Source organism: Enterobacter sp. DC4, assembly GCF_000568095.1.
Taxonomy (GTDB): domain Bacteria; phylum Pseudomonadota; class Gammaproteobacteria; order Enterobacterales; family Enterobacteriaceae; genus Enterobacter; species Enterobacter pseudoroggenkampii.
In genome coordinates, this window is the sequence record NZ_AZUB01000002.1 from 257,937 (window position 1) to 272,289 (window position 14,353).

At 56.8% G+C, this 14,353-nt stretch carries 16 protein-coding genes; 9 read left to right on the top strand and 7 right to left on the bottom strand.

What is annotated here, in order from left to right; all coding sequences use genetic code 11:
- Positions 1 to 154: 154 nt before the first annotated feature.
- The 5 genes from cmoB to P349_RS16990 are packed head-to-tail and all read right to left on the bottom strand — an operon-like array spanning position 155 to position 3,735.
- The gene (gene cmoB, locus P349_RS17010) at positions 155 to 1,126 is read right to left on the bottom strand and encodes a tRNA 5-methoxyuridine(34)/uridine 5-oxyacetic acid(34) synthase CmoB (protein ID WP_032647797.1); all 972 of its coding nucleotides are present in this window, start codon (positions 1,124 to 1,126) and stop codon (positions 155 to 157) included.
- A complete protein-coding gene (cmoA, locus tag P349_RS17005) occupies positions 1,123 to 1,866 on the bottom strand; it encodes a carboxy-S-adenosyl-L-methionine synthase CmoA (protein WP_032647795.1) in 744 nt (247 codons plus the stop codon). The genes cmoB and cmoA overlap by 4 nt, the downstream gene beginning before the upstream one ends.
- 40 nt (positions 1,867 to 1,906) lie before the next feature.
- Positions 1,907 to 2,302 carry an MAPEG family protein gene (locus tag P349_RS17000; RefSeq protein ID WP_021240443.1) on the bottom strand — a complete coding sequence of 132 codons (396 nt, stop codon included), beginning with the start codon at positions 2,300 to 2,302 and terminating at the stop codon, positions 1,907 to 1,909.
- A gap of 51 nt (positions 2,303 to 2,353) precedes the next feature.
- Positions 2,354 to 3,172, bottom strand: a complete 819-nt coding sequence (locus tag P349_RS16995) for a DUF72 domain-containing protein (RefSeq protein WP_032647794.1) — start codon at positions 3,170 to 3,172, stop codon at positions 2,354 to 2,356.
- The gene (locus P349_RS16990; protein WP_032647792.1) at positions 3,169 to 3,735 is read right to left on the bottom strand and encodes a hydrolase; all 567 of its coding nucleotides are present in this window, start codon (positions 3,733 to 3,735) and stop codon (positions 3,169 to 3,171) included. Before P349_RS16990 ends, P349_RS16995 begins: the two co-directional genes overlap by 4 nt.
- A gap of 263 nt (positions 3,736 to 3,998) precedes the next feature.
- Between P349_RS16990 and aspS the strand changes: the two genes are divergently transcribed.
- The 6 genes from aspS to ruvB all read left to right on the top strand — a co-directional run bounded on the left by aspS (position 3,999) and on the right by ruvB (position 9,254).
- Positions 3,999 to 5,771 (top strand): aspartate--tRNA ligase, encoded by a 1,773-nt coding sequence (gene aspS, locus P349_RS16985; RefSeq protein ID WP_032647790.1) that lies wholly within the window; start codon positions 3,999 to 4,001, stop codon positions 5,769 to 5,771.
- Between the two features lies 1 nt (position 5,772).
- Positions 5,773 to 6,216, top strand: a complete 444-nt coding sequence (nudB, locus tag P349_RS16980; RefSeq protein WP_032647788.1) for a dihydroneopterin triphosphate diphosphatase — start codon at positions 5,773 to 5,775, stop codon at positions 6,214 to 6,216.
- A 27-nt stretch (positions 6,217 to 6,243) separates the two neighbouring features.
- Positions 6,244 to 6,984: a YebC/PmpR family DNA-binding transcriptional regulator gene (locus P349_RS16975; protein ID WP_008500447.1), complete on the top strand. Its 741-nt coding sequence runs from the start codon at positions 6,244 to 6,246 to the stop codon at positions 6,982 to 6,984.
- Between the two features lie 34 nt (positions 6,985 to 7,018).
- Positions 7,019 to 7,540, top strand: coding sequence for a crossover junction endodeoxyribonuclease RuvC (gene ruvC / locus P349_RS16970; protein WP_003859749.1), 522 nt, complete (start codon positions 7,019 to 7,021; stop codon positions 7,538 to 7,540).
- An 80-nt stretch (positions 7,541 to 7,620) separates the two neighbouring features.
- Entirely contained in the window at positions 7,621 to 8,235 is a 615-nt protein-coding gene (ruvA, locus tag P349_RS16965; RefSeq protein WP_023312236.1) for a Holliday junction branch migration protein RuvA, read from the top strand.
- Positions 8,236 to 8,243: 8 nt separating this feature from the next.
- The gene (gene ruvB, locus P349_RS16960; protein WP_023312235.1) at positions 8,244 to 9,254 is read left to right on the top strand and encodes a Holliday junction branch migration DNA helicase RuvB; all 1,011 of its coding nucleotides are present in this window, start codon (positions 8,244 to 8,246) and stop codon (positions 9,252 to 9,254) included.
- An 88-nt stretch (positions 9,255 to 9,342) separates the two neighbouring features.
- Here ruvB and znuB read toward each other — a convergent pair whose 3' ends face one another.
- Together znuB and znuC are read right to left on the bottom strand one after the other, a co-directional pair.
- Positions 9,343 to 10,128, bottom strand: coding sequence for a zinc ABC transporter permease subunit ZnuB (gene znuB, locus P349_RS16955; RefSeq protein ID WP_032647785.1), 786 nt, complete (start codon positions 10,126 to 10,128; stop codon positions 9,343 to 9,345).
- Positions 10,125 to 10,880 carry a zinc ABC transporter ATP-binding protein ZnuC gene (gene znuC / locus P349_RS16950; RefSeq protein WP_028018633.1) on the bottom strand — a complete coding sequence of 252 codons (756 nt, stop codon included), beginning with the start codon at positions 10,878 to 10,880 and terminating at the stop codon, positions 10,125 to 10,127. The genes znuB and znuC overlap by 4 nt, the downstream gene beginning before the upstream one ends.
- Positions 10,881 to 10,957: 77 nt before the next feature.
- Between znuC and znuA the strand changes: the two genes are divergently transcribed.
- From znuA to lpxM, 3 genes are all read left to right on the top strand, one after another.
- Positions 10,958 to 11,902: a zinc ABC transporter substrate-binding protein ZnuA gene (gene znuA, locus P349_RS16945; protein ID WP_032647874.1), complete on the top strand. Its 945-nt coding sequence runs from the start codon at positions 10,958 to 10,960 to the stop codon at positions 11,900 to 11,902.
- Between the two features lie 15 nt (positions 11,903 to 11,917).
- The gene (mepM, locus tag P349_RS16940; RefSeq protein ID WP_024909694.1) at positions 11,918 to 13,237 is read left to right on the top strand and encodes a murein DD-endopeptidase MepM; all 1,320 of its coding nucleotides are present in this window, start codon (positions 11,918 to 11,920) and stop codon (positions 13,235 to 13,237) included.
- Positions 13,238 to 13,358: 121 nt separating this feature from the next.
- Positions 13,359 to 14,330: a lauroyl-Kdo(2)-lipid IV(A) myristoyltransferase gene (gene lpxM / locus P349_RS16935; protein WP_032647783.1), complete on the top strand. Its 972-nt coding sequence runs from the start codon at positions 13,359 to 13,361 to the stop codon at positions 14,328 to 14,330.
- The last annotated feature ends 23 nt before the right edge of the window (positions 14,331 to 14,353 follow it).

Below are 14,353 nucleotides of genomic sequence, written 5' to 3' on the forward strand. Positions count from 1 at the left end.
GCAGCCGCGTTGGCCGCCTCGCTCACCCCGGTCACTTACTGATGTAAGCTCCCGGGGATTCGCTGCGTTGCCGCCTTGCTGCAACTTGAACTATTTTGGAGAAAACGTGCGACGCGTAGGCCGGGTAAGGCGCAGCCGCCACCCGGCTAACAGGCTACGGCTTGGTCGCAATCAACACCGCACGCATCGGCGCCGGATAGCCTTCAATGGTTTTGCTGTGATCGGTCGGGTCGAGGAACTGCTCCAGCGATTCGGTAATCATCCAGTCGGTGCGGCGCTGCTCTTCGAGAGAGGTCACGCTGACATCGGCAATTCGCACATCCACAAACCCGCACTTCTCCAGCCAGTTCTTCAGCGCCAGCGCGGAAGGAATAAAGTAAACGTTGCGCATCTGCGCGTAGCGATCGCCCGGCACCAGAACAGCATGTTCATCGCCTTCAATCACCAGCGTTTCCAGCACCAGCTCGCCGCCGCTGACCAGCTGATCCTTAAGTTGCCACAGGTGTTCAAGCGGAGAACGGCGGTGATACAGCACGCCCATGGAGAAGACGGTATCAAACGCTTTCAGGGCAGGGAGCTGTTCAATGCCCAGCGGCAGCAGGTGCGCGCGCTGGTCGTTACCCAGCAACTTGCGCACCGATTCAAACTGGCACAGGAACAGCTGCATCGGGTCAATACCGACCGCCAGGTGCGCGCCCGCGCCAATCATGCGCCACATGTGGTAACCGCTGCCGCAGCCCACGTCCAGAATGGTACGTCCGGTCAGGTCGGAAAGGTGGGGCAGAACGCGATCCCATTTCCAGTCCGAGCGCCATTCGGTATTGATGTTCACCCCGTACAGCGAGAACGGGCCTTTGCGCCACGGCATCAGATTGCGCATCAGCGTTTCGATGCGGTTGATCTGCCCGGCCGGAAGCGGCTCTTTGCTTTCGGCGGTTACGCTGTGCAGAAGATCCAGACGATGCGGGGTCAGCTCGGGCAGAAACTCCACCGCGTTTGACCACTGCTTTAACAGGCCGTGCTGCTGATCGCGCTGCCAGGCGGCAATCTGCGCGGGCAAGGTTTCCAGCCAGTGGGAGAGCTGGTTTTTGGCAATCAGCTGATAGAAGTTACTGAATTCGATCATGCGGATTCTCCCGCTTTCAGCGCCACCAGAGAGCCAAAGTTAAAGCACTGGAACCACAGTTCGCTGTGCTCAAACCCGGCTTTGCTCAGACGCGCTTTGTGGGTTTCTACGGAATCCGTCAGCATCACGTTTTCGAGCATGCTGCGCTTCTGGCTGATCTCCAGCTCGCTGTAGCCGTTCGCCCGTTTGAAATCGTGGTGCATGTTGAACAGCAGCTCGCCAACCTCGGCATCTTCGAAGCTGAATTTCTCCGAGAGCACCAGCGCGCCGCCAGGATTCAGCCCCTGATAAATTTTGTCCAGCAGCAGCTGGCGGTCTTCCGGCACCAGGAACTGAAGGGTGAAATTCAGCACCACCATCGAGGCGTTATTGATCTCAATCTCGCGGATATCACCTTCCACCACGTCCACCGGAACAGGGGCTTTGTACGCGTCAATATGGCGACGGCAGCGCTCAACCATGGCCGGGGAGTTATCGACGGCAATGATTCGGCAGCCTTCCTGGTGAATATTACGACGAACCGACAGCGTTGCCGCGCCGAGCGAGCAGCCCAGGTCATAGACCTGCGTGCCGGGTTGAACGAAGCGCTCAGCCAGCATGCCGATCATAGAGATAATATTGGAATAACCGGGAACAGAGCGCTGGATCATATCCGGGAAGACTTCGGCTACCCGTTCATCGAAGGTCCAGTCGCCCAGGCTGGCGATAGGCGCGGAAAAAAGCGTGTCGCGATCTGACATAACGTAAAAATCCGGGAAAAATAAAGTGGCGTATTGTGCGCTAATGGAGGGAGAAAACCAACTCCCACGGCATATACCACAGGTTAGCCAGCACCATCAGCAAAAGCGAACACCAGGTCGCACTCATGCCGGAGCGACGCCAGCGGATTAAGCGGTGGTGAAAGCCGTAATAATGCATCAGGCGGCCAGCAATAAGAAGCAGGCCACAGATATGCACCATCCAGGTTTCTGCGCCATTCATCTCCATAAAAAGCAGCAGGATTAAGGCTGCGGGAATGTATTCGACCGCGTTGCCATGAATGCGAATAGCGCTTTGTAGCTCTGAAAATCCGCCGTCACCGTAAGAGACACGGTACAGCGTTCTGAGGCGCACAACATCAAATGAAAACTTAATCAGCAGTAATGCACCTAACACCGCATACAGCGCGCTGACCATACAAACTCCCTGTTTTTGGCAGATGGCACTTCACTATGATAGGGGGTGATATCAGAAAAGAGAAGATTGTTGTGGGATGGAAGGGGCGCTGCCCACGGACGGCACCGCAGTCTGCAAGGCCTGCCACAGAGCATCGACCAGTTCGGGGGCCTGGGCAATATCCGGCGTGTGCAAAAAGAGATACGGCGTGGTGGTGTGTTCCCACGAGGCCAGTTTTTCCAGCCAGACGGCGAACAGCGCCTGGTTTTGCTGCATGTTATCGCTGCCGATAAACCTGACCATCGGGTTCTGCGCAGTCACGATGGCGTGGACCGGCACTTTCGGTTTTTTTCGCTGCGCCTCAATGATGGCCTCACTGTGCGGTATTGCGCTGTGCACAGGACGGCTGTCGAGGATCACCCGGTTGACGGAACGCTCGAGAAGGCCGCGGTTGAGCGCTTTTTCTGCTTCGCCCTTCGCAAAGAAGTCCTGGTGTCGGACCTCCACCCCATAGGTAAACTCCCGGGGCAGGGCGTCCAGAAACGTCCACAGTGCGGGCAGGTCGCGAGGGCCAAAGACGGCCGGAAGCTGCAGCCAGTACTGGCCGATGCGGTTTGCCAGAGGCGCCATCCGGGCAAAGAATTCGTCGGTCAACTCACCGCAGTTTCGCAGTGCGGCCTGGTGAGAAATGGTCGCCGGAAACTTAAAACAGAAACGGAAATCGTCGGTTGTTTGCTCCCGCCAGCGTGCAACAATCTCGGCTTTGGGGAGCGCATACAGGGTGGTGTTGCCCTCGACACAGTTGAAGTGTCGGGCATACTCTTCAAGGCTGGTGATGCCAAGGCGCACCCATTTCGGGTGCGACCACTGGGGCAGGCCCACATACATCATAGTGCGCGAAGGATCTCATCCGTGCTGCGCACGCGGCCGATGCGCGGGAAGATGTGCGTCATGCTGCCCTGATGCTGTTCCGCGGAGGCCGCGCTGCAGGCATCTTCGGCGATCACCAGATTAAAGCCCAGTTCCCAGGCGTTGCGGGCGGTTGACTCCACGCCGATATTGGTGGAAATGCCGCACAGGATGAGGGTGTCAATGCCGCGACGGCGGAGCTGCAGCTCGAGATCGGTACCGTAGAAGGCACCCCACTGGCGTTTGGTCACTTCAATATCGCTGTCGCGTTTGCCGAGTGAGACCGGGTACGTCCACCAGTTTTCCGGCAGGGCTCGCGCGGGTGCCTGCGCATCAACGGGCTGTTTTAACGCTTCGGCGTAATCCGAGGACCAGCCGACGCGCACCATGACTACCGGCGCACCGCTGGCACGGCATTTCTCCGCCAGGCGAGCGGCGCGGTTGACCACATCGTCTGCGGTATGCGGGCCACCGGCAAAGGGCAAAATGCCTTCCTGTAAATCAATCACTACAAGCGCGGTTTTTTTGGCATCAAGGGTTAACATCGTTACTCCCGTTAAATTAATCACTTCTGGACACCATACGACGTGATGGCCTGTTATTGGTCGCATAATTTTGTTAATTTTTGTGAGAATGCGCAATAAGAGTGCAGCAAACGACCGCCTGGCCGTGGTTCGCTCTTATCGTCCGGCGGAATTTCCAGTATAATAGCCGCCTTTTTTCATCCAGTTGTGACATACAGAAAGCTGCGACATAGTAGCCTGCATACCAGGCGACATTTAGCCTGCGGCTAATTAAGGGATATCTCATGCGTACAGAATATTGCGGGCAGCTGCGTCAGTCCCACGTCGGACAGCAGGTCACCCTGTGTGGTTGGGTCAATCGTCGTCGTGATCTTGGTAGCCTTATCTTCATCGATATGCGCGACCGCGAAGGTATCGTTCAAGTGTTCTTCGACCCGGATCGCGCAGATGCGTTGAAGCTGGCCTCTGAGCTGCGTAATGAGTTCTGCATTCAGGTTACTGGCACCGTGCGTGCGCGTGACGAGAAAAACGTCAACGCCGACATGGCGACGGGTGCCATTGAAGTGCTGGCGTCCGATCTGACGATCATCAACCGTGCTGAAGCGCTGCCGCTGGACTCCAACCACGTCAACACTGAAGAAGCGCGTCTGAAATACCGCTACCTGGATCTGCGTCGCCCGGAAATGGCTCAGCGCCTGAAAACTCGTGCGAAAATCACCAGCCTGGTGCGTCGCTTTATGGATGATCACGGTTTCCTCGATATCGAAACCCCGATGCTGACCAAAGCCACGCCGGAAGGCGCGCGCGACTACCTGGTCCCATCCCGCGTTCATAAAGGTAAATTCTACGCGCTGCCGCAGTCTCCGCAGCTGTTCAAACAGCTGCTGATGATGTCCGGCTTCGATCGCTACTATCAGATCGTTAAATGCTTCCGCGACGAAGACCTTCGCGCTGACCGCCAGCCAGAATTTACCCAGATCGACGTGGAAACCTCCTTCATGACCGCCGAGCAGGTGCGTGAAGTGATGGAAGCCCTGGTGCGTAGCCTGTGGAACGACGTAAAAGGTGTTGAGCTGGGCGATTTCCCAATTATGACCTTCGCTGAAGCCGAGCGTCGCTACGGCTCCGACAAACCTGACCTGCGTAACCCGATGGAGCTGGTGGACGTTGCAGACCTGGTGAAAGGCGTTGAGTTTGCCGTCTTCGCTGGCCCGGCTAACGATCCTAAAGGCCGCGTGGCGGCCCTGCGTGTACCGGGTGGTGCAGCACTGAGCCGCAAGCAGATCGACGACTACGGCAACTTCATCAAGATCTACGGCGCGAAAGGTCTGGCCTATATTAAGGTGACCGAGCGTGCGAAAGGTCTGGAAGGTATCACCAGCCCGGTAGCGAAGTTCCTGAACGCGGACATCGTGGAAGCGATCCTTGAGCGCACCGGCGCGCAGGACGGCGACATGATCTTCTTCGGCGCAGACAATAAGAAAGTCGTGGCGGATGCGATGGGCGCGCTGCGTCTGAAGCTCGGCAAAGACCTGAGCCTGACCGACGAAAACAAATGGGCGCCGCTGTGGGTTATCGACTTCCCAATGTTTGAAGACGACGGTGAAGGCGGCCTGACGGCGATGCACCACCCGTTCACCTCGCCAAAAGACATGTCGGCAGCAGAGCTGAAAGCGGCGCCGGAAGACGCGGTCGCGAACGCTTATGACATGGTTATCAATGGCTACGAAGTGGGCGGTGGTTCCGTGCGTATTCACAGCGGTGAAATGCAGCAGACCGTGTTCGGCATCCTGGGCATCAACGAGCAGGAGCAGCGCGAGAAGTTTGGCTTCCTGCTGGACGCGCTGAAATACGGTACGCCTCCGCACGCAGGTCTGGCCTTCGGTCTTGACCGACTGACCATGCTGCTGACCGGCACCGATAACATTCGTGATGTTATTGCCTTCCCGAAAACCACTGCCGCAGCGTGTCTGATGACCGAAGCGCCAAGCTTTGCTAACCCAGCCTCTTTGGCTGAGCTGGGCATTGAAGTGGTGAAGAAGGAAGAGAAAAACTGATATGGAATATAAGCTTCCCGTTTCGGTTCTGGTGGTCATTTATGCAGAAGACACGAAGCGGGTGCTGATGTTGCAGCGGCGCGATGACCCTGATTTCTGGCAGTCGGTAACCGGCAGTCTGGAAGAGGGAGAAACCGCGCCGCAGGCCGCCGCGCGTGAAGTAAAGGAAGAGGTCGCCATTGACGTTGTCTGCGAGCAACTGACCCTGAAGGACTGTCAGCGCACGGTGGAGTTTGAAATTTTTAGCCATTTACGTCATCGCTACGCGCCGGGTACCAGGCGCAACACGGAGTCGTGGTTCTGTCTCGCGCTCCCCCATGAACGGGAGATCGTGTTTACCGAACACCTGACCTACCGCTGGGTGAATGCGGCGGAGGCCGCCGCACTGACCAAGTCGTGGAGCAACCGGCAGGCGATTGAAGAATTTGTAATTAACGCTGCCTGAAAAGGCGCGCTCTTTGAGGATATTTTTATGGCAGGTCATAGTAAGTGGGCCAACACCAAACACCGCAAAGCGGCACAGGATGCCAAGCGCGGTAAGATCTTTACCAAAATCATTCGCGAGCTGGTGACGGCAGCGCGTCTGGGCGGCGGTGACCCGGCTTCTAACCCGCGTCTGCGCGCGGCGGTTGATAAAGCGCTGTCCAACAACATGACGCGTGACACCCTGAACCGTGCTATCGCACGTGGCGTGGGCGGCGATGAAGACGCGAACATGGAAACCATCATTTATGAAGGTTACGGTCCTGGCGGTACGGCGGTGATGGTTGAGTGCCTGTCCGACAACCGTAACCGTACCGTTGCGGAAGTGCGCCACGCGTTCACCAAAACCGGTGGCAACCTGGGCACTGACGGTTCCGTTGCTTACCTGTTCAGCAAAAAAGGCGTCATCTCCTTCGAGAAAGGCGATGAAGATGCGATCATGGAAGCGGCGCTGGAAGCCGGTGCGGAAGACGTGGTGACCTTCGATGACGGTGCTATCGACGTTTACACCGCATGGGAAGAGATGGGTGCCGTGCGCGACGCGCTGGAAGCGGCTGGCCTGAAAGCGGACAACGCTGAAGTATCCATGATCCCGTCCACCAAAGCGGACATGGATGCGGAAACCGCGCCTAAACTGCTGCGTCTGATCGACATGCTCGAAGACTGCGACGACGTGCAGGAAGTGTACCACAACGGTGAAATCTCTGATGAGGTTGCAGCGACTCTCTAATGAGAGCGTGTAAATCCGTTACAGGAGACGCGTGATGTCGATTATTCTCGGGATTGACCCAGGCTCACGCGTCACCGGTTATGGCGTTATCCGTCAGGTGGGACGCCAGTTAACCTACCTCGGCAGCGGCTGTATTCGCACCAAAGTGGACGATCTGCCGTCGCGCCTGAAGCTCATTTATGCGGGCGTGTCGGAGATCATCACCCAGTTTCAGCCGGACTATTTCGCTATCGAGCAGGTCTTTATGGCGAAAAACGCCGATTCGGCGCTAAAGCTCGGTCAGGCGCGCGGGGTGGCCATTGTGGCTGCGGTCAACCAGGATTTGCCGGTATTTGAATACGCGGCACGTCAGGTCAAGCAGACGGTGGTGGGCATTGGTAGCGCGGAGAAAAGTCAGGTGCAGCACATGGTGCGTACCCTGCTGAAGCTGCCAGCGAACCCGCAGGCCGACGCCGCGGATGCGCTGGCGATTGCGATTACCCACTGTCACGTCAGCCAGAACGCGATGCAGATGAGCGAATCGCGGCTTAATCTGGCGCGAGGCAGGTTACGATAATGAGAAATCAGGCTGGATAAACATCCAGCCTTTTTTTATTATGTCGGCAGTTAATTTCTCCCAGAACGCAGGAGCGTCACGTGATAGGCAGACTCAGAGGCATCATCATTGAAAAACAACCCCCGTTAGTGCTGCTGGAAGTGGGTGGCGTTGGCTATGAAGTCCATATGCCGATGACCTGCTTCTATGAGCTGCCGGACGCGGGCAAAGAGGCGATTGTCTTTACTCAGTTTGTGGTGCGTGAAGATGCCCAGCTGCTGTACGGCTTCAATAACAAGCAGGAGCGGACCCTGTTCCGCGAGCTGATTAAAACCAATGGCGTCGGGCCAAAGCTGGCGCTGGCGATTTTATCCGGCATGTCAGCACCACAGTTTGTGAATGCCGTTGAGCGCGAAGATCCTGCTGCGCTGATTAAGCTTCCGGGCATCGGTAAGAAAACCGCCGAGCGCCTGATTGTCGAGATGAAAGACCGCTTTAAAGGCCTGCATGGCGATCTGTTCACGCCGGCTGCCGATTTGGTACTGACCTCGCCAGGCGGTCCTGCCACGGATGATGACGCCGAGCAGGAAGCGGTTGCCGCGCTGGTGGCGCTGGGCTATAAACCTCAGGAGGCCAGCCGTATGGTGAGCAAAATTGCCAAACCGGACGCCAGCAGTGAAACCCTGATTCGCGAAGCGCTGCGCGCTGCATTGTGAGGTAAAGGATGATTGAAGCAGACCGCCTGGTATCGGCAGGCACTATTCAGGCAGATGACGTGGTGGATCGCGCGATCCGCCCAAAACTGCTTGATGAGTATATCGGCCAGCCGCAGGTTCGTTCCCAGATGGAGATTTTCATCCAGGCGGCAAAGCTGCGCGGCGATGCGCTCGATCACCTGCTGATTTTTGGTCCTCCGGGTTTGGGGAAAACCACGCTGGCGAATATCGTCGCCAATGAAATGGGCGTCAACCTGCGCACCACCTCCGGCCCGGTGCTGGAGAAGGCGGGCGATCTCGCTGCGATGCTGACCAACCTCGAACCGCATGACGTGCTGTTTATCGATGAGATCCACCGCCTGTCACCGGTGGTGGAGGAAGTGCTCTATCCGGCGATGGAAGATTACCAGCTGGATATCATGATCGGCGAAGGCCCGGCCGCGCGCTCCATCAAAATCGATCTGCCGCCGTTTACCCTGATTGGTGCAACGACCCGCGCCGGGTCGTTGACCTCTCCACTGCGCGACCGTTTCGGTATCGTGCAGCGTCTTGAGTTTTACCAGGTAGCGGACCTCCAGCATATCGTTGGCCGTAGCGCCCGCTATATGGGGCTGGAAATGAGCGAAGAGGGGGCGTTTGAAGTGGCGAAGCGTTCCCGCGGTACGCCGCGTATCGCCAACCGCCTGCTGCGCCGCGTGCGTGACTTTGCCGAAGTGAAGCACGATGGCTCGATTTCCGCCGAGATCGCCGCTCAGGCGCTGGATATGCTGAACGTCGATGCCGAAGGCTTTGACTATATGGACCGTAAACTGCTGCTGGCGGTGCTGGATAAGTTCTTTGGCGGCCCGGTCGGGCTGGATAACCTGGCGGCGGCAATCGGGGAAGAGCGCGAAACCATCGAGGACGTGCTTGAACCATATCTGATCCAGCAGGGCTTCCTGCAGCGCACCCCGCGTGGACGTATGGCAACGGTGCGGGCGTGGAATCATTTCGGCATTACGCCACCGGCAATGCCGTAAATAATGCCGGGTGGCGGCTACGCCTTACCCGGCCTACAATTTGGCCTTTGTAGCCCCGGTAAGCGAAGCGCCACCGGGGAAAAGCCAACTACTGCGCTGTCTTCTTCATCATACTGAAGATAAACAGCACCGCTGCACTCAACACCACAGACGGCCCCGCTGGCGTGTCATAGAACGCTGAGAAGGTGAGTCCACCCGTTACCGCAATCATTCCGACAATCACGGCCACACCGGCCATCTGCTCCGGCGTACGGGCAAAGCGACGCGCCGTAGCCGCAGGGATGATCAGCAGTGACGTAATAATCAGCGCGCCGACAAACTTCATCGCCACGCCTATGGTTAACGCCGTTACCAGCATCAGCAGCAGCTTAACGCGCTGCAGCTTCACGCCGTCGACAAACGCCAGGTCCGGGCTGACGGTCATGGCCAGCAGGTTACGCCACTGCCAGAGCAGAATAGCGAGCACCACCACAACGCCAATCGCGATTGCGATGAGATCGTCTGGCGTGACGGCCAGCAGGTCACCGAAGAGGTAGGCCATCAGATCCACGCGGATATTCGACATCAGGCTGACCACCACCAGGCCCAGTGACAGGGCACTGTGCGCCATAATGCCAAGCAGCGTATCAATTGCGAGGTGAGGGCGCTTCTCCAGCCAGACCAGACCGGCGGCCAGCAACAGCGTGACGACGATCACCGCGTAAAACGGGTTCACATTAAGCAACAGACCAAAGGCAACACCCAGCAGAGACGCATGCGCCAGGGTATCGCCGAAATAGGACATTCTGCGCCAGACGACAAACGAGCCGAGCGGACCCGCGGCGCAGGCAAGCATAATCCCGGCCAGCCAGCCGGGCAGTAACAGTTCAATCATGAGTGTCCATTTCCCCGACGCAGTACGATTCGTCCCTGTAAATCATGGCGATGATTATGATGATGGCGATAGATGCCCAGCTGTTCAGCGCCGCGAGGGCCGAACATAGAGATAAACTCCGGGTGCATTGACACCACTTCAGGCGTACCGGAGCAGCAGATATGGTGGTTAAGACACAGCACTTCGTCGGTTTTTGCCATCACCAGATGGAGATCGTGAGACACCATCAGCACTGCGCAATCAAGCTCTCGACGTAGCTGGTCGATCAAATCATAAAGCGCAACCTGACCATTCACATCCACACCCTGAGTCGGCTCATCCAGCACCAGCAACTGCGGGCTGCTCAGCAGCGCGCGGGCAAGTAAGACTCGCTGGGTTTCACCGCCGGACAGTTTTTGCAGCGGCGCATCGACAAGATGGCCCGCCTGCACGCGTTTCAGTGCCGGGAGAATATCGGCTTTACGCGTGCCGGGGCGCAGACGCAGGAAGCGGCTGACCGTCAGCGGCAGCGTGGCGTCGAGATGAAGTTTTTGCGGCACATAGCCGATACGCAATTTTTCCTCGCGCGTGATCACGCCTTCATCGGGGGCGACCAGACCCAGCACCACGCGCACCAGGGTGGATTTGCCTGCGCCATTGGGGCCGAGCAGCGTCAGAATTTTGCCGGGCTTCAGATCGAGCGACACGTCAGAGAGGACGCGGCGCTGGCCAAATGAGACCGAAATATTTTCAAGGGAAACCAATGTCGTCATGTCATTTTAAGCTTGAAGAAGTCAACGAATGTTATAATATCACATTTCACGCATTCACTACGATGATTAGTCGCATTATGTTACATAAAAATACGCTTCTTTTCGCAGCTTTATCCGCTGCCCTTTGGGGTACAACCGCACAAGATGTTAACGCTGCGGTTGTCGCTTCGCTTAAACCACTCGGATTCATCGCGTCGGCCATTGCAGACGGGGTCACGGAAACCCAGGTTCTGCTCCCTGATGGTGCATCCGAGCATGACTATTCCCTGCGCCCGTCAGATGTAAAACGCTTACAAAACGCGGACTTAGTCGTCTGGGTTGGCCCGGAAATGGAAGCGTTCATGCAGAAGTCAGCAAAACAGGTTGCTGGCGAAAAGCAGGTCGCGATTGCAGACCTCCCCGGCGTGAAACCGCTGCTCATGAAAGGGGCGGATGACGACGGTGACGAACATGACCATCACGCTGCAGAGGGTGAAAAAGGTGATGGAGATCACCATCACGGCGAGTACAACATGCATCTTTGGTTATCCCCAGAGATAGCGCGGCTTTCAGCGGTTGCAATCCATGACAAATTAGTGGAACTTATGCCGCAAAGTCGAGCCAAACTAGACGCCAACCTGAAGGATTTTGAGGCACAATTAGCCGCAACCGATAAGCAGGTAGGTAATGAGCTCGCACCGTTGAAAGGTAAAGGGTATTTCGTTTTTCATGACGCCTATGGCTATTACGAAAAACACTACGGTTTGACCCCGCTGGGCCATTTTACCGTCAACCCTGAAATTCAGCCTGGTGCGCAGCGTTTACATGAAATCAGAACACAGCTGGTTGAGCAAAAAGCGACATGCGTTTTTGCTGAGCCACAGTTCAGGCCAGCGGTCGTAGAAGCCGTGGCCAGGGGGACATCCGTGCGCATGGGGACCCTTGACCCGCTAGGTACGAATATCCAGTTGAGCAAAGCGAGCTATTCGCAGTTCCTCAGCCAACTGGCGAACCAGTATGCGAGCTGCCTGAAAGGAGATTAACGAGGAAGTGAATACGTGCAACAGATAGCCCGCTCTGTCGCCCTGGCATTTAACAATCTGCCTCGACCCCACCGCGTTATGCTGGGGTCGCTTACAGTACTCACCTTAGCGGTCGCCGTCTGGCGGCCCTATGTTTACCACCCGAGTTCTGCCCCTATCATCAAAACCATTGAGCTTGAAAAGAGCGAAATCCGTTCTTTGCTGCCTGAAGCCAGTGAGCCTATCGACCAGGCGGCTCAGGAAGATGAAGCCATCCCGCAGGATGAGCTGGACGATAAAACCGAGAACGAAGCCGGTATTCACGAATATGTTGTGTCTACCGGGGACACGCTGAGCAGCGTGCTGAACCAGTACGGCATCGACATGGGCAATATCAGCCAGCTGGCGGCTGCGGATAAAGATCTTCGTAATCTGAAAATCGGACAACAGCTCTCCTGGACACTAACGGCGGATGGCGATCTCCAGCGTCTGACCTGGGAAATGTCCCGCCGCGAAACCCGCACCTACGATCGCACTGCAAACGGTTTCAAGATGACCAGCGAAATGCAGAAGGGTGACTGGGTTAACAGCGTTCTGAAAGGTACCGTGGGCGCGAGCTTTGTCTCCAGCGCACGAGATGCGGGCTTGACCAGCGCTGAAATCAGCTCGGTGATCAAAGCCATGCAGTGGCAGATGGATTTCCGTAAGTTGAAGAAGGGCGATGAGTTCTCCGTCCTGATGTCCCGCGAAATGCTGGACGGCAAGCGCGAGCAAAGCCAGCTCTTGGGCGTACGTCTGCGCTCTGAGGGCAAAGATTACTACGCGATTCGTGCCGAAGACGGTAAGTTCTATGACCGCAGCGGTACGGGCCTTGCGAAAGGCTTCCTGCGTTTCCCCACGGCAAAACAGTTCCGCGTCTCCTCGAACTTTAACCCGCGTCGTCTGAACCCGGTAACCGGGCGCGTCGCGCCGCACCGTGGCGTTGACTTTGCCATGCCGCAGGGCACGCCGGTACTGGCGGTAGGGGATGGCGAAGTGGTGGTGGCCAAGCGTAGCGGTGCCGCCGGATATTACGTCGCGGTACGTCATGGTCGGACTTATACGACCCGCTATATGCACCTGCGTAAGCTGCTGGTCAAACCGGGCCAGAAGGTGAAGCGTGGTGACCGTATTGCGATCTCCGGCAATACCGGACGTTCTACCGGCCCGCACCTGCACTATGAAGTGTGGATCAACCAACAAGCAGTGAACCCGCTGACCGCGAAACTGCCGCGCACTGAAGGCCTGACAGGTAAAGATCGTACTGATTATCTGGCGCAGGTGAAAGAGGTGATGCCGCAGCTGAGCTTAAACTAAGTTCTCTGTTTTTGTTAAAAAAGCCGGCGCACACTGACGCCGGCTTTTTCTTTTGTGCGTGGACGACTGCCTCGCTACACTATCTGAATAAAATTTTGCGTCATCAGACCCTGGATCCAGCATGGAAACCCAAAAAAACAATATTGAATACATTCCTGAGTTTGAAAAATCCTTCCGCCATCCGCGCAACTGGGGCGCCTGGCTTGGTGTTTACGCCTTTGCGGGGATGGCGATGCTGCCTGCCTCTGTTCGCGATCCCGTTCTCGGTAAAATTGGCCGTCTGGCCGGGCGTTTAGGCAAGAGCGCCCGCCGCCGCGCGCAGATCAACCTCTACTACTGTTTTCCTGAGAAAAGCGACGCCGAGCGCGAGGCAATCATTGATGAGATGTATACCACCGCGCCGCAGGCCATGGCGATGATGGCGGAACTGGCGCTGAAAGGGCCGGATAAAATCGTCGATCGCGTTGACTGGAAAGGGTTGGACATCATCGAGGAGATGCGCCGCAATGACGAGAAAGTCATTTTCCTCGTCCCCCACGGCTGGGGCGTTGATATTCCGGCGATGCTGATGGCCTCTCAGGGCCAGAAGATGGCAGCGATGTTCCATAACCAGGGAAATAAAATCTATGATTTTGTCTGGAACACGGTGCGTCGTCGTTTTGGTGGACGCCTGCATGCCCGTAACGATGGCATTAAGCCCTTCATTCAGTCGGTGCGTCAGGGGTACTGGGGCTACTATCTGCCGGATCAGGACCACGGCCCCGAGCACAGCGAGTTTGTCGATTTCTTTGCAACCTATAAAGCGACGCTCCCCGCGATTGGTCGCCTGATGAAAGTCTGTCGTGCCCGCGTGATCCCGCTATTCCCGGTCTATGACGGCAAAACGCATCGTCTGAGTATTGAGGTCCGTCCTCCGATGGATGATCTGCTGACCGCAGACGACCACACCATCGCGCGTCGAATGAACGAAGAGGTAGAGATACTGGTGGGGCCGCATGCCGAACAGTACACGTGGATTCTGAAGCTGCTTAAAACGCGTAAACCGGGCGAAACAGAGCCGTATAAACGCAAAGAGCTGTATCCAACGAAATAAAAAAAGCCCTCTCCATCTGGAGA